Annotated in this window: 22 protein-coding genes; 17 read left to right on the top strand and 5 right to left on the bottom strand. The window is 35.2% G+C overall.

Annotated elements, in window-relative coordinates; all coding sequences use genetic code 11:
• Positions 1-351 precede the first annotated feature (351 nt).
• The 10 genes from JM84_RS05720 to JM84_RS05675 all read left to right on the top strand — a co-directional run bounded on the left by JM84_RS05720 (position 352) and on the right by JM84_RS05675 (position 12,140).
• The gene (locus JM84_RS05720) at positions 352-2,874 is read left to right on the top strand and encodes a carboxypeptidase-like regulatory domain-containing protein (RefSeq protein WP_144783189.1); all 2,523 of its coding nucleotides are present in this window, start codon (positions 352-354) and stop codon (positions 2,872-2,874) included.
• Between the two features lie 18 nt (positions 2,875-2,892).
• Positions 2,893-3,699 (top strand): GLPGLI family protein, encoded by an 807-nt coding sequence (locus tag JM84_RS05715; RefSeq protein ID WP_144783187.1) that lies wholly within the window; start codon positions 2,893-2,895, stop codon positions 3,697-3,699.
• 358 nt (positions 3,700-4,057) lie between these two features.
• Positions 4,058-5,263: a hypothetical protein gene (locus tag JM84_RS05710; protein WP_144783185.1), complete on the top strand. Its 1,206-nt coding sequence runs from the start codon at positions 4,058-4,060 to the stop codon at positions 5,261-5,263.
• Positions 5,260-5,703, top strand: a complete 444-nt coding sequence (locus tag JM84_RS05705; RefSeq protein ID WP_144783183.1) for a three component ABC system middle component — start codon at positions 5,260-5,262, stop codon at positions 5,701-5,703. Before JM84_RS05710 ends, JM84_RS05705 begins: the two co-directional genes overlap by 4 nt.
• Positions 5,700-7,550, top strand: a complete 1,851-nt coding sequence (locus JM84_RS05700) for a DUF3732 domain-containing protein (protein WP_144783181.1) — start codon at positions 5,700-5,702, stop codon at positions 7,548-7,550. The genes JM84_RS05705 and JM84_RS05700 overlap by 4 nt, the downstream gene beginning before the upstream one ends.
• Before the next feature lie 107 nt (positions 7,551-7,657).
• Positions 7,658-8,269, top strand: coding sequence for a hypothetical protein (locus tag JM84_RS05695; protein ID WP_144783179.1), 612 nt, complete (start codon positions 7,658-7,660; stop codon positions 8,267-8,269).
• Between the two features lie 71 nt (positions 8,270-8,340).
• Positions 8,341-8,892: a DUF2262 domain-containing protein gene (locus JM84_RS05690; protein WP_144783177.1), complete on the top strand. Its 552-nt coding sequence runs from the start codon at positions 8,341-8,343 to the stop codon at positions 8,890-8,892.
• Between the two features lie 206 nt (positions 8,893-9,098).
• Positions 9,099-9,605 carry a hypothetical protein gene (locus tag JM84_RS05685; RefSeq protein WP_144783175.1) on the top strand — a complete coding sequence of 169 codons (507 nt, stop codon included), beginning with the start codon at positions 9,099-9,101 and terminating at the stop codon, positions 9,603-9,605.
• Entirely contained in the window at positions 9,606-10,481 is an 876-nt protein-coding gene (locus JM84_RS05680) for a CPBP family intramembrane glutamic endopeptidase (RefSeq protein WP_144783173.1), read from the top strand.
• Between the two features lie 210 nt (positions 10,482-10,691).
• Positions 10,692-12,140, top strand: a complete 1,449-nt coding sequence (locus JM84_RS05675) for an FAD-dependent oxidoreductase (protein WP_222428938.1) — start codon at positions 10,692-10,694, stop codon at positions 12,138-12,140.
• On the opposite strand, the gene JM84_RS05670 is transcribed toward JM84_RS05675, so the two are convergent.
• On the bottom strand, positions 12,137-12,811 hold the full coding sequence (locus tag JM84_RS05670; RefSeq protein ID WP_144783169.1) for a class I SAM-dependent methyltransferase: 675 nt from the start codon (positions 12,809-12,811) through the stop codon (positions 12,137-12,139). The two genes, JM84_RS05675 and JM84_RS05670, sit on opposite strands and share 4 nt — an antisense overlap.
• 543 nt (positions 12,812-13,354) lie before the next feature.
• Between JM84_RS05670 and JM84_RS05665 the strand changes: the two genes are divergently transcribed.
• The 6 genes from JM84_RS05665 (at position 13,355) to JM84_RS05640 (ending at position 16,949) form a co-directional block, all read left to right on the top strand.
• Positions 13,355-13,687, top strand: coding sequence for an ArsR/SmtB family transcription factor (locus JM84_RS05665; RefSeq protein WP_144783167.1), 333 nt, complete (start codon positions 13,355-13,357; stop codon positions 13,685-13,687).
• A 48-nt stretch (positions 13,688-13,735) separates the two neighbouring features.
• Positions 13,736-14,203, top strand: coding sequence for a DUF6428 family protein (locus tag JM84_RS05660; RefSeq protein WP_144783165.1), 468 nt, complete (start codon positions 13,736-13,738; stop codon positions 14,201-14,203).
• 25 nt (positions 14,204-14,228) lie between these two features.
• Positions 14,229-14,861 (top strand): low molecular weight phosphatase family protein, encoded by a 633-nt coding sequence (locus tag JM84_RS05655; RefSeq protein ID WP_144783163.1) that lies wholly within the window; start codon positions 14,229-14,231, stop codon positions 14,859-14,861.
• Position 14,862: 1 nt separating this feature from the next.
• Positions 14,863-15,909 carry an ACR3 family arsenite efflux transporter gene (arsB, locus tag JM84_RS05650; RefSeq protein ID WP_144783161.1) on the top strand — a complete coding sequence of 349 codons (1,047 nt, stop codon included), beginning with the start codon at positions 14,863-14,865 and terminating at the stop codon, positions 15,907-15,909.
• 192 nt (positions 15,910-16,101) lie between these two features.
• Positions 16,102-16,653, top strand: a complete 552-nt coding sequence (locus JM84_RS05645) for an NUDIX hydrolase (protein WP_144783159.1) — start codon at positions 16,102-16,104, stop codon at positions 16,651-16,653.
• The gene (locus JM84_RS05640; RefSeq protein WP_013750022.1) at positions 16,644-16,949 is read left to right on the top strand and encodes an immunity 53 family protein; all 306 of its coding nucleotides are present in this window, start codon (positions 16,644-16,646) and stop codon (positions 16,947-16,949) included. The genes JM84_RS05645 and JM84_RS05640 overlap by 10 nt, the downstream gene beginning before the upstream one ends.
• 199 nt (positions 16,950-17,148) lie before the next feature.
• Here JM84_RS05640 and JM84_RS05635 read toward each other — a convergent pair whose 3' ends face one another.
• Together JM84_RS05635 and JM84_RS05630 are read right to left on the bottom strand one after the other, a co-directional pair.
• Positions 17,149-17,787, bottom strand: a complete 639-nt coding sequence (locus tag JM84_RS05635; protein ID WP_144783157.1) for a hypothetical protein — start codon at positions 17,785-17,787, stop codon at positions 17,149-17,151.
• Between the two features lie 9 nt (positions 17,788-17,796).
• On the bottom strand, positions 17,797-18,375 hold the full coding sequence (locus JM84_RS05630) for a hypothetical protein (RefSeq protein ID WP_144783155.1): 579 nt from the start codon (positions 18,373-18,375) through the stop codon (positions 17,797-17,799).
• 102 nt (positions 18,376-18,477) lie between these two features.
• Here JM84_RS05630 and JM84_RS05625 point away from each other — a divergent pair, with 102 nt between their 5' ends.
• Entirely contained in the window at positions 18,478-19,443 is a 966-nt protein-coding gene (locus tag JM84_RS05625) for a hypothetical protein (protein ID WP_144783153.1), read from the top strand.
• A 100-nt stretch (positions 19,444-19,543) separates the two neighbouring features.
• Here the strand turns inward: JM84_RS05625 and JM84_RS05620 are convergent, their stop codons facing one another.
• Both JM84_RS05620 and JM84_RS05615 read right to left on the bottom strand, forming a co-directional pair.
• Positions 19,544-21,847 carry a M1 family metallopeptidase gene (locus JM84_RS05620; protein ID WP_144783151.1) on the bottom strand — a complete coding sequence of 768 codons (2,304 nt, stop codon included), beginning with the start codon at positions 21,845-21,847 and terminating at the stop codon, positions 19,544-19,546.
• 59 nt (positions 21,848-21,906) lie between these two features.
• On the bottom strand, positions 21,907-22,407 hold the full coding sequence (locus tag JM84_RS05615) for a DUF6702 family protein (protein ID WP_144783149.1): 501 nt from the start codon (positions 22,405-22,407) through the stop codon (positions 21,907-21,909).
• Between the last annotated feature and the right edge of the window lie 57 nt (positions 22,408-22,464).

Genomic DNA, 22,464 nt, shown 5'->3' with positions numbered 1-22,464 from the left:
AATAATTACTAAAAATTCTACCAGCTGTTCAGCTGATAATTATAGATCGATTTTTCTCTTAAAAATGAAAAGGCATAGCTAATTCACCTACTTCTTCATTTGTAATAAATATCTTAGAAACCCTTTAAAAATCTAACTTTACAGATATTTAAGTTCGTATTGACGTACGCGTAAATAAATTTCACCACCTCACTTACACAACGTAGCCTCCTGCTATTCAAATAATTAAGCACGATTGATACTTGTGCTTATTACTTGAAAATAAGTACCTTCATTTCAAAATCAGTTTTAAATAACAGCATCTAGGCAATTCTAATGAATGCATTTCACCCTATTCAGGAAGCATAACAAATGAAATACACGTTTTTCTTTTTATTTACTTCTTTTGCATGCTTTTCGCAGAGTTCTAAAATCAACGGACTAGTACTCGATGGTGATCAAAAACCAGTATCAAATGTACTTACTTCATTACTCTCCTCAGATAAAACGATCATCAGCTACCAGTACACAGATAATGATGGTAAATTTTCATTTAAAAAAACCCCAGGTAGCTTTTATGTAAAAATCTCATCCTTATTTTTTGAAGATGTAGAGAAAGCTTTAGATGCCTCTAGTCAAGAAGAAATAGTGTTCAACTTAACTCCTAAGAAAGAAAATCTGAAGGAAGTAGTACTTGTTTCAAAAAGGATAAATAGAGACACTACAAACCTTAATATCCAAAACTATAACATCACAAAAACAGAAAGTATAGAGCAAACTCTCAAGAAAATACCGGGAATGTCTATAGATAATGAGGGTAGAATTAAATACTGGAATAAGGAAATTGAAAAGATATTAATAGATGGTGATGACCTAGCTGATGATCAGTACACATTTATCTCAAAAAACTTGAGATCTATGGTTCTGAAAGATATACAGGTGCTCAAAAATTTTGAAGAAAATACCGTTCTTAAAAAAACTCAAAAATCAGATAAAATAGCACTCAACTTAAAGGTTAAAGATGATTTTAAGAATATTTGGTTTGGTAATATAGAAGCAGGCTATGGTGATAGTTTTGATAGCAATCAAGAGATAGATGAGCGACTTAATCTAGCGCTCATAAAAAAGAGAATCAAATTTCTCAATGCGCAAGAATTCTCCACCTTAGGTGATAAGTCCATCCCTATTTCTTTCTCAAATAATGATAATAAAACCTATGACCTTCCATTATACTCGGTTAAAAATATAGACGTACCTCTCACTCCAGAAATCACAAACTTCAATGATGGATTCAGCAATACTTTTTTAATTAATAAGAAAATTAAAAATGTTGCGTTGAGGAGCTCTAATTTTATTGGTGTTGATACCCAAAAACAAGAATCATTTACTAGATCAGATTTTGTATTTCAAGATGAATCTCAAACAGAAATTAATAATAACAAGAAAAGGAATTTGTTATTTGAAGGTGATCTAGAGTTGAAGTATGACGGCAGCGATGATCACTATGCTGTAAACACGCTCAATTACAAAGTGGGCTCCTCCTCCTCTACTTCTGCAGCCTTATTTAATGATAGCAATACCACAGACGCCATAGAGAGCAAGAGGACTTCCATCTATAATAATCTATTGTACACTACCCGCTTAAAAAATGGGCTTATACTCAACAACTTGGTAGACATAGGCTATGCAAGGTCCAAAGAAGACATTACCATCAACTCTGAGAACCTCAGTTCGTTCTTTATAAGCGACGCTGCTATCTATCAAGATATACAACGTGACTTTAGATTTATAGATATCCAGACAGAAGCGAGTTATTTTTTTACAAAAAAATTAAAAGGAACGTTTAAGACCATTTATAAAAACAACACAGAAGACTTTGACATCTCATTACCTCCTAGCACCAGTACCACAGGAAATAACGTACGTTTTAAAAGGAGCTCACTCATTTTTGATTCACGTCTGCACTATAAAATCTCAAAAAGAACAGAATTGAAAGGAGGAATTAGTCAGAATAACTTTAAGCTAAATAAAATTAAAAAACCATTATTAAACTACAATGCAGCGCTTCTTCTCAACTTCTACGGCGAGCTTGAGCTATCATATGCAAAAAAACAAGAATTCTTACCTAACCGTAATTTCTTAGAAAATTACTACTTGACTAATAATAATACTCTCACACGTGGCGGCCCTCTATTTGAACCTCTTAACTACGAGCATTTTAAATTTCGCTTAAACAACAAGAACAAAAAGAACACCTATAACAACGAACTATCTTTTACATACACGAAGTCAAAAAACTCTCTATTAGAAAACTACTCACTAGAAGATAATATCAATTTCAATAATTTATTTCTAGTATCTAGATTAGGTAAAAACTACACTTTTAAAGAGCAGCTTATACTATTGATTAAGACCGTTGGCTTAAAGTTTGAAACCATACAGTCGTTCTCTACCATACCATTAAATAGGACTATTTCTAGTGAAACAGACATTTATAACAGTACATACACTGCAGAGTTTACCTCCTACTTCTCGTCTCCATTTAACTTTAATATTCAAGCCGAATATCTACGTAATACTCAAAAGACAGAAAATATCTCTTCTGCATTTGACTCAAAAAACCTCATTGCAGACTTTACTTGGAATGTAAATAAAGAGGTCACCTTTGATCTCAATGGAGGATTTTATGAGTTTGATAATAATTATTACAACATTGTAAATACCAACTTAAATTACACCCCAGATAAGAGTAATTTCTCTTATAGAATTACGGTAAATAACCTCTTGGGTGAGAACCAATTTTTATATCAACAACGTAATTCATTTTTTACATCCATCACATCTATCCCGCTAGTACCGTTCTATACGTTTGCTAGTGTTAAGTATATATTTTAATCCATCAATACTATCACCATGAAAAAAACGCTACTCTTTTTAATCTTGAATTCAAGTGTACACCTCGCTTCCTCTCAAAATGCTCAAACGGGCATTATCTATTATGACCACATTGATAATCATTATGATGAAAGCTATAACGCTTACTTAGTTTTTGAGCCTACCACCGCTCACTTTGTTACTGCAAAAGACTCCTTAGGTTTATCTAATAACACAGTCAATGTAAATAATGGAAATGGTGATCAATTAATTGTAGAAGCGGTAAACTTTAGTGATGTCCAGAAAACTAGAAAGCACGGATTACAAGTGTATATGAATAAACGTACAGACAGTATGTATTCTAGTAATGCATTTAGCTTAACAGCAGGTTTATTATACACAAAGGAATCATTACCTAAATTGCAGTGGCAACTATCTAATGACACCAAACAAATAGGCAAGTTTCAATGCCTCAAAGCAACCACCACGTTTAGAGGGAGAACATACACTTGCTGGTACACCACCCAGATACCGCTACCTTATGGACCATGGAAGTTACAGGGACTCCCAGGGATGATTTTAGAAGCAAGCTCAAATGATCGTTTTGTACAATTTATCTTTAAGGGAATTGAGTTCCCCGTACAGCATGTACAAGTCCCATCTACACACAAAATACTATTGACCAAAGAGCAAGATTTTATCTCATTCACGCAGTACAAGAAGCTGCAAAAAGAAGATATTCAAGCGTATGATAATGCCATGAAGGTACAAGGAAAAAAATTTGGCATCACAGTACACCCGTTTAGTGAACGAGACAATTACTTAGAAGTCTTTGGAGATCAATAAAAAAGACATCATCAATCTATTTCATTACATCACATCGGTTATCCTTCACAGGGTAGCCGATTTTTTTTGTGATACGCTTTCGCGAAAATGTGAGCAACCACACCACTTCCCAAGGCATCATTAAAAATAACTTATAAAAATTTGCCCATAATGAGGAAATGCGTAAAGGAGATTGGTTCTAGTAGTGTATTTTAGTGGGCTGATGATTTGAGGTGCTGTAGTTTAGTTGTTTGTATGGCTAAATGTTAGAAACTCCAGATGTAATAAAAACAACTAAGACAATCTCATTTCAGAGGGATATGCAATCAGAATTGCTATTGTATAAAAGTTAACGCTGATTTCAAAAATAAGATATCTTATGAGTAAAAAAACACATTTTGAGAAAACAGAAGCCGAAACAAAATCAATTGGATTCGATTTTCAATACTACTTTTTCTTGTGGAAATTATTAACCCTGAATAAAGGTGAATCTGTTGGTTTAGAAATTAAAGATGATGTACATACTGAACTAAAAAACGACATAAATATTTTTTATCAAGTCAAGCATTCTATTCAAAAGAACGCAGCCGGCGAAATCAAAAATATGACATCTTCTGACGTAGACCTCTGGAAAACACTGTATAATTGGTCAAAGGTAATAAGTGATGAAAATGACAATAGAAAAGACGTGAAATCACAATTAGAATTTATTCATAAATCTCATTTTGTGATGTGGAGCAACAAAAATTATAGCTCTAAAAATCAAATTTTTGATAACATAGATAAATTAAAAAACAAAATAATTTCTATTGATGATTTTATCCAAAATATCTTGAGATTTGAGGTGAAATCAAGAGATAAGATTATAAAAAATTACATTAAACAAATTGTAGTTTTAGATAAAAATGTTCTCAATCATTATATATCAAAAATCACTTTTAAACTAGGTGAAGATGAGATACTTCAAAATTGTAAGGACGCGATAGAAACAAAGTTCATTCCAAAAAATAAAATTAATGATGTTTTTGCAAAAATTGATTCAAAAGTAAGAGAAGATAATTTTATAGAAATTAAAACTGGCAATAAAATTCAAATTAGTTTTGAAGATTTTCAAAAAAAATGTAGTAAGTATTTCAAAAATGCCAGAACAAATCTACTAGAAACTGTACCTCTAACAATTGATTTACCTGATAAATTACAAAGTCAAATATTTATCAAACAGTTATTGGAGATTAATGATATAGACATCGACGAAATAGATCTGATGGCTAAATTCACCCGTTTTAAACTTAATCTAGAAAACAATATAGCTCATTGGTATAAAGAAGGAGAAATAACTATCGAAGAGATAAATAATTATAGGGATGAAGCTAAACTAAAATGGTTTAACAAATTTAGAGCACTATCGAAAAAATCAGATTTTAATAATGAATCTAGTTTGGATATTATAAATTATCTAAGAGAAGAAAAACTTAAAATTGACGGGCAAGAACTAAGCACGGAGTTAAGTAATGGTGAATTTTATTATCTATCTGATATACCAGAAATCGGATGGAAAAAAGATTGGGAAAAACACAAAAAATGAATTTACAAAACTATAATAACATTGGAATCGCTTCTATAGCTATACACTCAGTTTTATCTTTATCTCAAGAGCTATCTCTATCTGAAGTTTTACTTATTATGCCTTTATTTTCAAGTAAATCCCTAACAGCACACTTATCTAGAAAAACAACAGAAATAAAGAGTATTGAAAAATTAATATCTGAAAAGACTACTTTATTTTCAAATTTTAATAAAAGGTATTATGATACATTGACAAATTCTTTAAATGCAGTACAATTTTTAATTGAGACTAATAAGATTTCAATTATTGATGGTAATTTAATGAATAATCAACACTTTATGTTTGATAAATCTATGGGAAAAAGAGCTGATAAAATATATTCAGCTTCTGAAAATGTATCAAAATTACTAATTGAAAATACAGAAAAACTTTACTTAAATCTTAGAATAGAATTATGAAATATAATATTGAAAAAATAATTCTTTGGCTTAAGAATGGTAAAAAAAGAGAATTAGAGTTTAAACCAAACAAAGTCAATGTGATCACTGGAGATAGTAACACTGGAAAAACAGCAATCTTAGAAATAATAGATTATTGTTATTTTTCTAGTAAATCGACAATTTCAGAAAGTATTATTAATGAAAATGTTTCTTGGTATGGTTTGAAAATAAACATAAATGATAAGACGTATACCATTGGAAGAAAAGCTTTATTTGAAGGAAATGTTTCAAATGAATATTATTTTTCATCTATAGGTGAAGTCCCACTAGAAAATCCAGAAGCAAATAATAATCAAGATAATATAAAATCACTATTAGAAACAGAGTTTAGTATAGATAAAACCGTATCATTCCCAATTGGTTATGGTAGTAATAATATCAAGGTTGGTTCTAAAATTTCTTTACGATATTTTTTGATGTTTAATACTATTTCTCAAGATCTAATAACAAATTCTCAAAGGATATTTTTTGATAAACAGAATGAATCAAGATACAGAGATGCGTTACCTAGAATTTTTGATATTGCAACTGGTATAGAAAAAATTGAAAACATACTAAAAAAGGAAAAAAAAGTAGAATTAGAAAAGAGTCTAGCAAAACTAAAAAGCAAAGAATCTGAAATATCCAAAAAATCAAACTTTTTTCAACAAGAACAAAAGTCATTAATAAGAAAGGCTAAAGAATTTTCCTTAATAAACCCTGACACAATTGAAAAAGATGCTGTAAATGAATTGAACGAAGTTATAGGAGGAACAACAATAGAAGCTGGAACAGGTATTGAAAGAGAGAAATTAGAAAAAGAAAGAAATATTATTAAGAGAAAAATAAAGAACTTAAAAGACTTTACTAATGAATATTCTATCTTCAAAAAGAATCTAACAGATGTTGAAGATAGTTTAAAACCAATCACATTTATTCAGACAGAAACAGATAGAATAATAAAAACGAATAATTTCAAAACTCTTATTTCACTATTATCAACAGAATTAAATGAAATAAAAGAAGCTAGAAAAACAAAAACTCCAATTGATAAACAGGTTCTAGACGAAATTTCTCAATTAAACTTTAAAATGAATTCTTTAGAAAATAGATTAGAATCCTTACCAAAGGAGAATAAAATATTCGAAAATGACAAGGAAAAATATATGTTTATTGGTGAAGTTAAAGCTAAGATGGACTTGTATTCAAAATCAAATATATCTCCATCTGCTTCAGTAAAAGAAGAAATAGAAAAAATAGAAGAAGAATTAGAATCCATAGTAATTACTGACACAGAAACAAAAAGAGAGGCAACAATAAAACTCTTAGAGGAAATTATAAGAGATTATATGATAACTGTTGATAAGGCAATGGAAAATTATAAAGATTTTCTACCTGTTTTTGATTATAAGAACAAATCTTTATTACTGAGAAAACCGAAAACAACGTTTTATGAAAATGTTGGAAGTAGTTCAAATCATATGTTTTTACATTTATTTTTCTCATTAGCAATGCATGAAATAATTTTTAAAAATGGTTCTCCTTATGTAGCACCTTTTTTAATTATCGACCAACCAAGTAGACCTTATTACGGTGATGATGGTTTAAGAAAATCAGATAAAGACCATAGTGATGATTATAAAATTACTCAAGCCTTTAAATTGTTAGATATATTCATTGCAGAAAGGAACGAAAATAAAGGCGAATTCCAAATGATTGTTTTTGAACATATTTCAAAGAATCTGTTTAAGGATATGAAAAATGTTTACCTCGTTGATTCTGAATTTAAGAATGGAAATGCATTAATTCCTAAAACTATGATGTGAAAAAATAGTTCTTTCTAACCAAGTCAACAACGCTACACTAGAGCCCTTCTCACATCAACCACCACATGTTTGAAAAATCAAAATCCTTCCTATACAGAATCGTGTTTATGATTTTGTTTATTGTACTTGCCAAAACTTGCGTCTCAGACTATATTAATGGTGGTGATGAGTATAAAATAAGCGAACTAGAACAAATGATTAGTGAGAACACCGTTGTCACTGCAAGCTTATCAAATGAATACACAGAGTCTACAGTCGCAAGTGTGGTAAAGCTTTATAGGTTTGACTATAGATTTAATCTCAATGACCAATCTTACACTGGTAAAATCACGCTCAATGCCGTACCTAATACTAACAAACTCAACATCTACTACCTAAGCGATGACCCTAGCATTATCGCTGCAGACCCGTATGAAGCCATCGCCAGAGAAAAGGAAAAAGGAAGCTCCATTTCTGAGCTACTCATAGGGATTGTTTGGGGAGTGGTAGCTATCATATTATTCATCTCCTTAATTGCTACCATAAAAAGCACAAAGACACCAAAATCTCCTACTAGCGGCGAAACTAAAACAGTTCCTAAAAGCATTAAAACTCGCACAAAGAAAAAAGCAGCAGCACCAGTTCCAGAGATCACACCAGAAGAAGAACGCCTACGCGCCCTTGAGAAAGAACGTATCCGTAGAGAAAAGGAAGTTCCATCTAGGTTTATGCCTAAGTAGTTGGTAGTTGGTAGTTGGTAGCTAACGGTGTTTAATCTCTATTTCAAATAAGTCAACTTACACAAAAAAATATGAGACTATTTTCAAGATTAAAGAACACAGGAGATTTTAAACTATCTATAACAGATTTCAAAATAGAGAAAGACAAATACGAAGTTGAGTCTGTAAGTTTTAGCGGTGACTTTTTTGATAAGTTTCCTAAGGCAGATAAAGAAGAATCACGTATTGGAAAAGCAGTTTTAATCACTAGGACAGCCATTGTTTCAATATATGGCAAGGACGTAGAAATACGTTTTGACCCAACAGAAATTACAACTAGTGAAGAAGAATTTGTCAATCAAATAAACTTAAAGCTACACTGGATTGCACAAAACGAACATAAGATTAATAGTCGCATTGCGAAAAAATTACTCGATTTAAAAAACGATAGTTGGTTAGAAGAAAACCAACCTCAACTGACCAAAGAACAATTTATCGCAGCAATAACACTCAAATCAATTTCCTTTTTTGAGGATGTAAGTTGTGAGCTTATATTTGATGACGGAGATTTATTTTGGCAACATGAAATTGTAGCAAATTTGAGCACAAAAAATAAATTAACAGATGCATCCATACGTGGTTAGTGTATGAGATAAAACAGTTTATATATGCACTAAAAAAATTGTCATAGTACATCACTTATTGGTGCGATTGTGATTAATCAAAATAGGAAGAAGAAATCAGATTAAATTATATCTATTCTAATTGATTGAAAATAGATCCTGAAACTCACTTATTACAAAGATGTTTTTCATTAAAAAATTAAAAATCTTAAGAAATTGCAAACTACATGACTTGGACTATTAATATCATTGGCGTTTTGTTGTTAGTTGCTCTATTCTATTATCGCAGACATTCACAACGAAAGCAGCGCAATTTACAATCAGAAAAGGGTGCTATATTTTTAGAAAACGTCCGAGCTAATTGGCAGAAAATCGAAATAAACACGAGTAACTGCTCAGTCATAAAATATGACACACAAATTGATAAAAACTCACCATTGTACCAACCTAAGCATAAAGAAGAATCATTTTTTGACTGGATGAATAAAGATAATAATAAAGTAAATCTAGTTGATGTAGCTAGAAGTAAGTTCGTCTGTAATTATTTCCAAAATGGAGAACTCATAAAAAGCTTCTCAAAAACAGTGGATATTGATATTACAGTCGCTCAGTTTAAACTTAAACTAAGAGATTATGTAAATGTTTACGTAAATAACCACTCGATACTTGATGATTATTATATCGATCTATCATTTTTACAAGAAGAAATAGATTTACAGAAATTTAATAACTAAATGCCCCAAAACACCACACCTCAACCTCTCATAAACAAGCACGAAGGCTGGATACGGGTACTTGCCATTATCCTTCCTTACCTATTTATTGTTGGTATATTTCAGCTTATAGGCTACTATATTATTGGCATAGATTATAATGAGATTCCTACCCAAAAATCACCCTTCCAGTTATATGTAGGCTCCATATTTTCCCTAATTGGGACGTTTATGGTGATATGGATTTTTATAAAATTTGTTGATAGAAAACCATTTATTGAGTTAGGTTTTGCGCTAAAAAACAGGAAGACAGACATCATGGCTGGTCTACTTATAGGCGCGGCAATCATGGCGCTGGGTTATCTTATCATGTTATCGATGGGCGAAATTCAATTTAAGGGCTTCCATTGGGATGCTATACAGCTGCTGTATGCCATCCTCACGTTTGTAAATATTGCAATATTGGAGGAAGCGCTGCTGCGTGGTTACGTACTGCGCAACCTGATGATTTCTTTTAATAAGTACATCGCTCTTATTGTTTCGGCGCTGCTGTTTTCACTGCTTCACGCAGCAAATCCTAACGTAGATATGTTTGCGCTAGCTAACTTATTTCTAGCGGGTATTTTACTGGGAATTTCTTATGTGTACACTAAGAATTTATGGTTTCCTATTGCGCTGCATTTGAGCTGGAACCTTTTTCAAACCTTGTTTGGTTTCAATGTAAGTGGCATTGATTCTTATCACCTTATTGAAATTAGCATCACAGAAAACAACCTACTCAACGGCGGCCTTTTCGGTTTTGAAGGATCCATATTTTCTATCATTTTTCAGGTGATTACTATTATCCTCATCGTGTGGTATTACCAGAAAAACAAGGACTCTTCAGTGACAGCATAACTAACTGTTTTCTACCATTACGTATTGATTTCATAAGAGCTTATGGGGAATGAGTACGCTTTCGCGAAAGCGTGATTCCCCACATCAAACCTCTTTCACCGTCATACAAATTAGAAATTAAGCGGCTCGGTGCGCTCTAAAAATGCCACCTTACCAACTAAAATAAGTACCTTATCCAACAAAAGAATAAGCAAACAGTACCTCAAACGAGTGAACACCTCATCACATACAAACCAAAGTTGGGCCGCCTGTACCGCATGTAATGGGCAGGGAAGTAAAAGTCAGCGACTTCGTAAGAAAGTGCGCTTAGCTTACCAGCGAGCGGTTACGGCTTATGAGGAATCAGATAAAAAGGGCATCGCTCCTACTCGACCAAAAAGACACCAAAGCAAATGTAATGTATGTAATGGCTCTGGTATCATCCCATCTCCATCTCCACCAGATACAGAGCATTATCCTCATGTGGCAATTATAGGTGCTGGCATAGGCGGTGTAGCACTAGCGGTGGCCTGCTTACATCGTGGGATTCCGTTTACGTTGTATGAGCGCGATAAGAGTTTTAACGCACGGTCGCAAGGCTACGGCCTTACCTTGCAACAAGCGAGCAAGGCGATTGAAGGTTTTGGGATCACTCAATTAGACGAGGGAATTGTATCCACTAGGCACCTCGTTCATACGCCAGAAGGAACCGTCGTAGGAGAATGGGGCATGAGAAAGTGGATGGAAGAAGATGATGATGCAAACCCGAAGCGCACAAACATTCACATAGCCAGGCAGTCATTGCGACTTGCGTTGTTAGAACAACTGGGCGACTCACCACATATACAATGGGGACATCAATATATGGGGCATACCAGCGCTCAAGATGGAACTGTAGCGCTAGAATTCCAAGTAGATGGACATATTAAAACCACAAACGCCCATGTCATTGTAGGCGCAGACGGCATACGCAGCGCAGTTCGTAACACAATCATAGAGGAGAAAACGTCGCCATTACAATACCTGGATTGCATGGTGATTTTAGGTATTTGTTCACTAGATGAACTAAATGATGTGAAAAGTACGCTACTAGATCAAGCAACTGTTTTTCAAACAGCAAATGGTCACGAGCGCATCTATATGATGCCTTATGACAAAGATGCTATCATGTGGCAACTTAGCTTCCCCATTTCAGAGCAAGATGCAATAGCGCTCAATCAAGCAGGTCCCGCAGCACTCAAAGAGGAAGCGATTAAAAGAACACAATGGCATGACCCTATCCCACAAATTATGGCAATGACTCCAGAAGCCTTAGTTTCTGGCTATCCCGCATATGACAGAGCACTATTAGAACCCGAAACTTTTCAAAATGCTGGAGCAATCACCTTGCTAGGCGATGCTGCGCACCCTATGAGCCCTTTTAAAGGACAAGGAGCAAATCAGGCACTTCTTGATGCGCTGGCGCTAGCCAAAGCAATCTCGGCAGGCTGTAAACAGGGATCAAACTGGCAAGAAAGAGGATTAAGAGAAAGCGTACTCAACACTTTTGAAAAAAGCATGCTAGAACGCACCGCCTCAAAAGTAACCGACTCCTCAAAGGCAGCTGCTTTTTTACACTCTCCTGTGGTACTTGAAAAAAACAATGCCCCTCGCGGAAAATCCTTTAGAACTAAAAATTAATACATCGTATATAAGGTAGTAACAATTCGCCCTTTGCCATCAGTGGGCTGAGTGACACTCAGCTCTTGTTCTCCCACAACCTTCATATCAAAAGGCGGCATGAGCAGCTGGACACCGCTATTCTTTTTTAGTCTAGTTCCTTGTCCAGATATGATATCTTGATTGGGTTCAAAATCACCTTCAGGCAGATGTTCTGTGAGAATTACATATTTAAAGGATACCAACTTACCCACAACACTGGCTATCTCACGATTAGATAGATGTTGTAATACCTGTCTTAATAATGCGCAATCGCCCTTAGGAAGTACTTCAGTAGCAATGTCTATACATTCAAAACTGAGCTTCTCATTTTTGAACGTAGCCTTATTGTGCTCAATGAGCGACGCAACAATATCTACACCAGTATATTTCTCCGTGTATGGAACAAGCTTGCTACCTATATTAAAATCCCCACAGCCTAGATCACATACTACAAGTGGCTCTTTAAAAGAGCTAAGAAATTCCGTGACTGCCTCCACATATGGAACAACAATCTCAGGATGATGCGACCCTTCTCCAGAGTAAAAAGCAGAAATACCAGCTCCCCAAAGCTTCAAATCATAGACCTGCTCCATCGCCTTTTTAGTAGGCCATGGTTTTTTAGCTATTACCGAGAGATTATCTTTTGACATTTAAAACGCTTATAAAGCTCAAAGTACTAACATCTATTCTTAACCTGCAACCCATCAGATACGTTGGATTAAAATATCGTTATGGTAAATTCGATGTTAGCATTGAAGTATCACGCTTTTGCGAAAGCGTAACGTCTAAAATTATCCTTATAAGACAAGTCACTAAAACCAGCTCTGCAAAGAGCAACCTACAAAACAAATAAGAAGTCCCTCTTTGAAGAGGGATTTAGGGAGATGTTAGCGCAATGAGAACCTCAACAACAACTTACCACAAATAAGAACAAAAAAACCTTGCTCTGTCAAGAGCAAAAAGCAACCCACACAAGAAAATAAAAAGTCCCTCTTCGAAGAGGGATTTAGGGAGATGTCCGCAAAGAGAAGCTCAATAATATGCTCTGCCAAGAGCAATCCAAACAAGAAAATAAGTCCCTCTTCGAAGAGGGATTTAGGGAGATGTTCGCACGAGAAAACTAAAAATTAACGTACAATCAGATAGCACCTCATTTATTAATCGTAATATTGCAATCAACAAATAAGTCAATCATGGGATTAGTAAAAACAGAAATGTTTACAGATGAGCAAAATGAGATTTCTCTTTTTGCCAAAGCTTTTGGTCATCCAGCTAGGGTATCCATACTCCAGCATTTATTTAAAATAGATTCTTGTGTATGCGGAGACCTTGTTGCCGAAATAGGACTTGCGCAACCTACCATCTCACAACATTTAAAGGAACTTAAACTTTTAGGTCTCATTAAAGGAAATGTAGAAGGTACGAGTGTGTGCTACTGTATAGATAAAGAAAATTGGACAGCCATGAAAAATGTAATGACAGCTTTTCTTGACCAAGATCTTAAGCGTAGCGGAGAGTGCTGCTAAAAAAAATTACTTTTATTAATCGCATTATCGCAATAAACAAATAGCATTATGAAACTATCACAAATTAAAACAGCTTTACAAGAGTTAAAAACAATTTCTTTCCAGTTGCCAGACGGCTCTTTAGTTCCTAATCACTTTCACGTTACAGAAGTGGGAAAAGTCACTAAGAATTTTATTGATTGCGGAGGTACGGTACGTTATGAGGAGGTGGCAAATTTCCAACTTTGGAATGCAGATGATTATGATCACAGACTTCACCCAGAAAAGTTATTAGATATCATCCAACTTTCTCAAAAGATGCTACACATGGGAGATCTTGAGATTGAAGTGGAATACCAAGCGGAAACGATTGGGAAATTTGGGCTTGAGTTTGATGGCACTTCTTTTTTACTCACAAGTAAGCAAACAGATTGCCTTGCAAAAGATAACTGCGGTATTCCTGAGGAAAAGACCAAGCTACAATTTGCTGATATACCAGCAGGAAGTTCTTGTGAACCAGGTAGCGGATGTTGCTAGTAAATCTCTTATAAACATTGTCATCATGGCTATAAATAGAACGGCACTATTTCCAGAAATAGTAACAACAATAGAAAGATTATCAACTGCTTCGATATCTGAGGAGCGTAAAGCAGTCTTGCAACCACTAGCAGATTATATACAGTCTAAGGCTTCCAACAAAGAAGCCATTAGACTTAATTTTATTTGTACTCACAACTCACGTAGGAGTCACCTGTCGCAAGTATGGGCGCAGGCAATGGCAGGCTACTTTAATATAACAAATGTTTCCTGCTATTCTGGAGGCACAGAAGCCACAGCACTTTTCCCTATGGCAGCACAAACACTTGAAAACGCTGGTTTTCAAATAGCGGTTATATCACCATCTGAAAACCCAGTGTACAGCATCAAATATGGAAGCAATGAGCAGCCAGTGATCGGATTTTCAAAAACAATGGATCATGCTTTTAACCCTAGTAGTATGTTTGGAGCAATCATGACCTGCTCTCAAGCAGATGAAGGTTGTCCTTTTGTACCTGGTGCAGAAAAACGTTTTCCTATTACTTATGATGACCCAAAAGCATTTGATAGCACTCCGCAACAAGCACAAAAATATCAAGAACGAAGTCTACAAATCGCAACCGAATTACTATTTGTATTCGCTCAAATAAAAGCATAACATGGCACCAAAGAGATTAAATTTTTTAGACAGAAATCTTACGTTATGGATTTTTGTAGCAATGGCTATTGGCGTTGGGTTGGGGTATTTTATTCCATCTTTTCCAGATGTCATTAACTCATTTAATAGCGGGACTACAAATATCCCCATTGCGATAGGATTAATATTAATGATGTATCCGCCGCTTGCCAAAGTGAATTATGCCTTATTACCTAAGGTGTTTAAAAACACTAAGATATTGTCTATTTCGCTATTACTTAACTGGATTGTAGGTCCAATATTGATGTTTGTGCTAGCGATTACATTCCTGAGAGACTATCCTGAATATATGGTAGGGCTTATTTTAATAGGTCTTGCAAGATGCATCGCGATGGTATTAGTATGGAATGACCTCGCCGAAGGAAGTAGCGAGTATGGTGCGGGACTTGTCGCTCTTAACAGCGTGTTCCAAGTATTTGCATATAGTTTTTATGCTTGGCTTTTTATAACGGTGCTTCCACCCTATTTTGGTTTTGAAGGTGCAATCATAGATATCTCTATTGCAACCATAGCAGAGAGTGTAGCCATTTATTTAGGGCTACCCTTTTTATTAGGTATCGCAAGCCGACTTATCTTAGTTAAACTAAAAGGAGAACATTGGTACACAAATACCTTTATTCCTACCATATCACCATTGACCTTAATTGCATTGCTTTTTACCATCATTGTGATGTTCTCACTTAAAGGCGAACTCATTGTTCAAATACCGATGGATGTTGTTATTATCGCTATTCCAATGCTCATATACTTCACATTGATGTTTATTATAGGATTCTTTGTGACCAAAGCAACTGGAGCAGATTATGACAAAACAACAGCCGTTGCTTTTACAGCAGCAGGAAACAACTTTGAGCTGGCTATTGCAGTCGCCATTGCCGTATTTGGGCTTAATTCTGGACAGGCATTTACCGGTGTGATAGGACCTCTTGTCGAGGTGCCAGCATTGATATTGCTGGTACGCGTTTCCTTCTGGTTACGTAAAAAGTACTATAAGAAAGCGGCGATGTAGTGCAAACGTATTAATTTTTAGAAGGAGAGGTTTACTTATCATTAAGTAAGCCTCTCTTTTTATTTGAAGTTAATAATAGCGGCTGCAATCTTGTACTTCACAAACTCTCTAGCGTTAAGTTATTTTACTTCTTAAAAGCTCCATTGCATCGGATTCAGTTCTTATTTTTGCAAGTCCATTGAGATCCCTTTTGTGCGACACTTAAAAACCCATTTTCATCCTGATATCACCACGCTAGATAATAAAACGATTATACAGCGATTGAGCACTAGAAGTATTACAACACAAGGTAACCGCATCTTGCTCATGTATACAGAGCGATATGAAGACTACAGCCTTCCAGGAGGTGGTCTTGATGAAGGAGAAGATATGATTGTTGGGATGATGAGAGAACTCAACGAAGAGACTGGAGCAACAGGAATACAAAACATAAAACCTTTTGGGATTTATGAAGAATATAGACCTTGGTATAAGCCCGATTATGATGTGCAGCACATGATCTCTTATTGTTACACCTGCGACGTTAATGGGGTATTTGGAGATTCCAGCCTTGAAGACTACGAGAAACGGAATGGCATGATAGCAGTATGGATAGACATAAAAGAAGCGATTGCTTTTAACAAACATACTATAGCTACTAGCGACAAACAAGGCATGTCTATCGTAAGAGAAACTTATTTACTCACTCTTATCGCTGCACAACTTAACAACAATAACTACTTACAAAAGACAACATGGAAATAATAGATTGGATACAAGATTGGTTTAAAGGAAATTGCGATGGTGAATGGGAACAAAGAGAGGCTATCCAGATCACAACATCAGATAATCCTGGATGGGAGCTAGAGATAGATGTATCAAATACTTCACTAGCCATGATTACCATTCCGTGGATTCTTAATGAAAATAGTAAAGATGATTGGTACGGTGTGAAAATTGAAAACCAAAGATTCAGTGCTTCAGGAGATGCTGGAAAATTGAAATTTCTTCTAGGTCTCTTTAGAGAAACTGTAGAAAAGATTGAAGGAATGGATGCCTAATATCTTTTTAATACCAGCCATTTTTAATTAACTATAATAACCACATATGTATTATGACTACTTGTGCTTTTTATGGTTACGCTTTCGCGAAAGCGTGATTTCAAGTAGCAAAATCAGAAATGATAAGGCTTAGTAAATCGGGAACATTAAATTCCAACTCTAGTATCTATTTACGACATCAAAAAAGTTCTCATAAAACTTATAATCCATATGTAATCCCAATACTTATAGCTTGGTTACCAATAGAACTGTTGAAGTTTTGAGAAAATAAATTATAAGGTGTAAAGTAATAATTCATCGATAGGCCCACATAGCTTTGCTCAAAGGCAAAAACTGTAACTCCCAATCCTGCATTTAAAAATACTGTCTCACTTCCATAATAGTTATCGTTACTATCTTCTGACACATCTTGTTTCTTAGTATCCGTTTGCAAAAAACTAAAACCAGCTCCTACTCGTGCTTCTATAAATGTACGTCTACCTACTTTTTCCACGCGGTTTATGGAGCCTCCTAGATGACCACTTAAAGTATTTACTCGCCCCAACACGAGACTATCACTCGCAATAATAAAAACACGTTCATTAGATTGAGGAAAAAACAAAGTGAGTGATGGGTCTAAACGCCACTTATCATCAAGCTTTATCCCTCCTATAATACCTAAATAAGGACTTGTATTAAATGCTCTCTTAAGATTTGATAAAGGAACATATTTACCTACCGAGAGGCTTATGTGAGCACCTAAACTTCCCGCTTCTGGTAAAGAAGCTTGCGCAATACTTTTACCCATGACAAAGAAAAAAACTACCAATATTGTATATATAATCTTGATATTACTCATACCTATATATTATTTGATTCTAGAAAAGCTATGTACCGTGTTATATGTCATGCCTGCCCCAAAAATCAACAACAATGCACCTTCTGAAGAATACGCATAATTCACAAGAAGATGACCGTCTTTAGTCAGTCCTATTCGTGTTTTACTAGCCGTACATCCACCCAATATATATGGAATTCCAGTGCACTCTAGGTTTTCCCCTTTAAAGTGAAATAAGCCATTTCCTTTTAATCTACCCACGATTTCTGTGGTGTCCACTGGATTGCCTTCTTTTAAAAGAATTGCCTTTAAGGTCTTATTATTTACTAGTTTTAAGGTAATCGCATAATTAGATAAACTGTCATATTCTTTATCATCTACATCCAGCTGTCTAAAAGCTTTATAATAGCCGCTTTCATAAGGTTCTTGAGCGTAACCCTTACGATTATATCGCTGTAAGATGTCCATATCATAAGTGCCATTTAATGAAGAAATAGATGCTGCATCTATCTTATGCCTTGCCTTATTAATCATTCTTGGAGTGTATGATGCACAACTTATCATCATGGATAATAAAACAATATTGCTTCCCTTTACAAATATTTTCATAGTAGTATGTTTTGATTACTACTGTAAAATTATTGTACTTTTCACATCATTAATGGTGGCTATTACATAATATTCATTATATTTTTGTGAAAATCACAAAATATGCAGGCTAGACTCATTCATCTTATAACTTCGTCACTTCCTACTGGGAGTTCTATAAATGATGCAATTGCAACTGCGCTCGATATAAGTTATGACGCTGCACATAGAAGAACCAGTGGTAAAAGCAAGCTCTCTCTAGAGGAGAGTGTACAACTTGCTTCTTACTTTAACTGCTCGCTAGATGTTCTTAAAGAGGATGGACTTAACAATATTGTTGCTATGAGAAAAACGCAACAAATAAAAACACCGGCAGATTTAGAAGACTATTTTAATACTTCTTCCATTTCTGTGGCTTCTTTAACTAGCTTGAAGGATGTTACTCTCTATTATTCGGCGAAGGATATTCCTATTTTTCATACCCTTGCGGGAAATTTACTCACGCGTTTTAAAATATATGTCTGGCTTCGTTTGCTATCGTCTTCAGAAAAACGCATTTCCTTTGAGGCTTATAAAATTCCATTATCTGTAATTGAAGCTGCAAAAAAACTCGGGAATTTATATACCGGTATCCCCAAGACAGAAATATGGGATACAACTACTTTTAATAGCACACTTAAACAGATATTATTCTATTACCAAGCAGGCATGCTAACACCAGAAACAGCCTCTTCACTATGTAAACATCTATCTGACTTACTCCAAAACATTGCTACAGATGTAAATGACAAAAATGGTGACCTTAATATCTATCACAACGAACTGTTATTGATGAATAATACAGTATTAATAGACACTCCCCACAAGAAGGCTTTTTACGTTCCCTTTACTTTCTTGAGCTATTTTGAAACTTCTGACGTTCAAACTTGTGATCAAGCGCATGCTTACATTTCCGAGCAATTACAACAGAGTAAATTTTTAAATACTGCAGGAGAGCGAGAGCAGCATATATTCTTTAAAAAAATACAAGACAAAATTGATGCGTTAGCGCAATTAATTTCGGCAAGTGATACGCTTGGTTTTGAGTAATTCAAGTTTCATTATTTCCAATCAATAAAATAAAAGCAAAAAAAAACTGCTTCTCGATAGAGAAGCAGTTTTTCACTTTTTCGCGAAAGCGAAACTAGTATTATCCTTTATTCTGATTTTTGAACTTATCAAACTCACCTAGCTTTTCAGCTTTTGGCCAGCTATTGTTGTCAGTATCAATATCTGCTGTTTCAAGATCTGGATCTACGGTAATCTTTACGATTTCCTTATCTGATGCGATTGCCTTACTTACTTCTGCATCATTCTTTCTCCATACTTGCGCTGGATAAGTCACTTTTTTCTTAGTTCCATCTGCATACTCGTACTCTACGATGATAGGCATTGGGATTCCTCCTGGCTTTTCAAAAACAACTTTGTATAAGAACTTAGGTGTATTGATTTTTGCACGCTCTTCTGGAGTAAAGTTATCCATAAGATACTCTTTAAGAGTTGATGAAGATTCAAGGATATCTCTACCTCTCATATCTTCTGTAAACTCTGGGCTATCCTCATCTACTACATAGATTGCGTCAATAGCGCTAGGATCTGTAACACCGTAACGAGCAAGTAATTCTTTACCAGCTGCAGTTACATTATCTGTAATAAAATATTGCTTTACTTCTTTAAGACCTATATCTACAGCTTCTGTGCTATAAAACCATCCTCTCCAGAACCAATCAAGATCTACTGCAGATGCATCTTCCATAGTACGGAAGAAATCTTCTGGGCTTGGGTGTTTAAACATCCATCTCTGAGCATATGTTTTAAACGCATGATCAAAAAGCTCATGACCCATTACTGTCTCACGAAGTATGTTTAATGCTGTTGCTGGCTTACCATATGCATTTGCACCAAGGTTAAACGCATTTTCTGGATTAGACATGATAGGTGCAATGTATTCTTGATTTCCTTTCATGTATCCTACAATCTTAGATGGCGCTCCACGTCTAGATGGGTATGCGTCATTTCCTTTAATTGCTTCTGGGAAATTCTGTCCAAATTCTTGCTCTGTAAGAAATTGCATAAAGGTATCAAGACCTTCATCCATCCATCCCCACTGGCGCTCATCACTGTTTACAATCATAGGGAAGTAGTTGTGACCTACCTCGTGTATGATTACAGAAATCATCCCAAATTTTGTTCTGTCACTATATGTTCCATCCTCGTTAGGACGTCCATAGTTCCAGCAAATCATAGGGTACTCCATTCCTTGTCCTTTTGCGTGTACTGAGATCGCTTTAGGGTAAGGGTAGTTAAAGGTATATTTTGAGTATGTATCAAGTGTTTGTACAATCGCTTTAGTAGAGTACTCTTCCCATAATGGGTTTCCTTCTGGAGGGTAGATAGAAATTGCCATCACATCACGCTCTGGAAATTTTACTGCCTGTGCATCCATAATATAACGACGAGATGATGTAAATGCAAAATCACGTACGTTTTCTGCTTTAAGCTTCCAAGTTTGTGTTGCTTTTACATTTCCTGCAGCAAGCTTCTCTGCCTCTGCTTGTGTACGGATAATTACAGGCTTGTCGTAAGACTTCTTTGCCTGCTCCCAGCGCTTCATTTCTTCTTTGCTGTAAACGTCTTTTAAGTTTGTGATCTCACCTGTACCGTCAAGTAAGTGGTCTTTAGGAACTGTAATATCTACTTCATAATTACCAAAAGGTAATGCAAATTCTCCATTACCCCAGAACTGGTAGTTCTGCCACCCTTCTACATCATTATAAACCGCCATTCTTGGAAAGAACTGAGCGATAATGTAACCTTTGTTACCATCTGCATAAGTTTCATAACCAGATCGAGCACGATCTACTGTGTGCTCAGGAACTAAGTAATTCCATTTGATTGAAAATGTGTAAGTATCTCCAGCCTTAAGTGGTTGTGGCATATCGATACGCATCATTGTCCAGTTAATAGTGTGCTTTAAGTCACGACCATTTGCCTTTACTTCTTGAATTTTAAAACCTCCATCAAAAGGCTCACTTTTCATAAAAGAACCAACAAAAGAACCTGGCTGAGATACAGCTCCTACTCCTTCACCGTTTTTCTCCTTTGCTGGAGAGTCTTTTTCTCTTACGTTCTGATCAAGCTGTACCCATAAGTACTCTAGATCGTCTGGTGAGTTGTTTGTATAAGTAATAGTCTCAGAACCTTGGATAATCTGTGTGTCATCATTAAGGTTGATAGACATTTTATAGTCTGCAGTATTCTGGTAGTACGCATGACCAGGTGCACCAGAAGCAGTTCTATACTCATTAGGAGTAGACATCTCATTGTAAAGTTGTCTAAACCTGTTTGTGTTTTCGTGTCCCATAGGACGCTCTTGTGTTTGTTCTTCTTGAGCAAAAGCGCTTGTCCCTAGAAGTAAAAATGCCGCGAGCAGCATATACGTGTAACGAATCATAAGTTTGTTGAATTTGTTTTATCGCTTAAAAATAGCCAAACAATAAAGGGCTTAAGGCTTTATTTGGTAAATTTTAACAAGCCTTTAGCATTTGCCGCAGTAAGTAGAAAGCTTTTCTTTTTTCCAGCTATGGTAGTATGAACCATATTTTTCTGATCTGGAAATACATCCATAAGTAATGTACTTTCTATTTCAAATGTATTTATTGACGTGACATCGAGCACTTCTAGATAGCAAACCACGTAATCATCTTCATATTTTTTACCTACAAAACTTACCTCGCGTTGCTCGCCATTTACAGTAATAAGCATTTTTTTTTGAAAATATTTTACGAGATACTTATCAAGCTCTTCTTGATCTGATGCCGCATCTACAACAACATCAGTATCATAACGCTCTTGGATTACCGCTTCTAGATCATCATAAAACAATCGAGTGATTACCTGTATGGATTGTGCCTCCTCATTATAATTAAGGTCTGTAACACTTAGATAGTACTTATGTATTGATGCTGCCATAATTAATGGTGAAACAACTAGAAGTAGGATGATTTTTTTCATAGTGGAATTAATGGATGTGCTACGCTTTCGCGAAAGCGTACGTATTCGTTGTCAACA

Origin of the sequence: Dokdonia sp. Hel_I_63, assembly GCF_007827285.1 — a bacterium.
Taxonomy (GTDB): Bacteria; Bacteroidota; Bacteroidia; order Flavobacteriales; family Flavobacteriaceae; genus Dokdonia.
The sequence above is the reverse complement of the archived record's forward strand: the minus strand, read 5'-3'. Positions and strand labels throughout refer to the sequence as shown.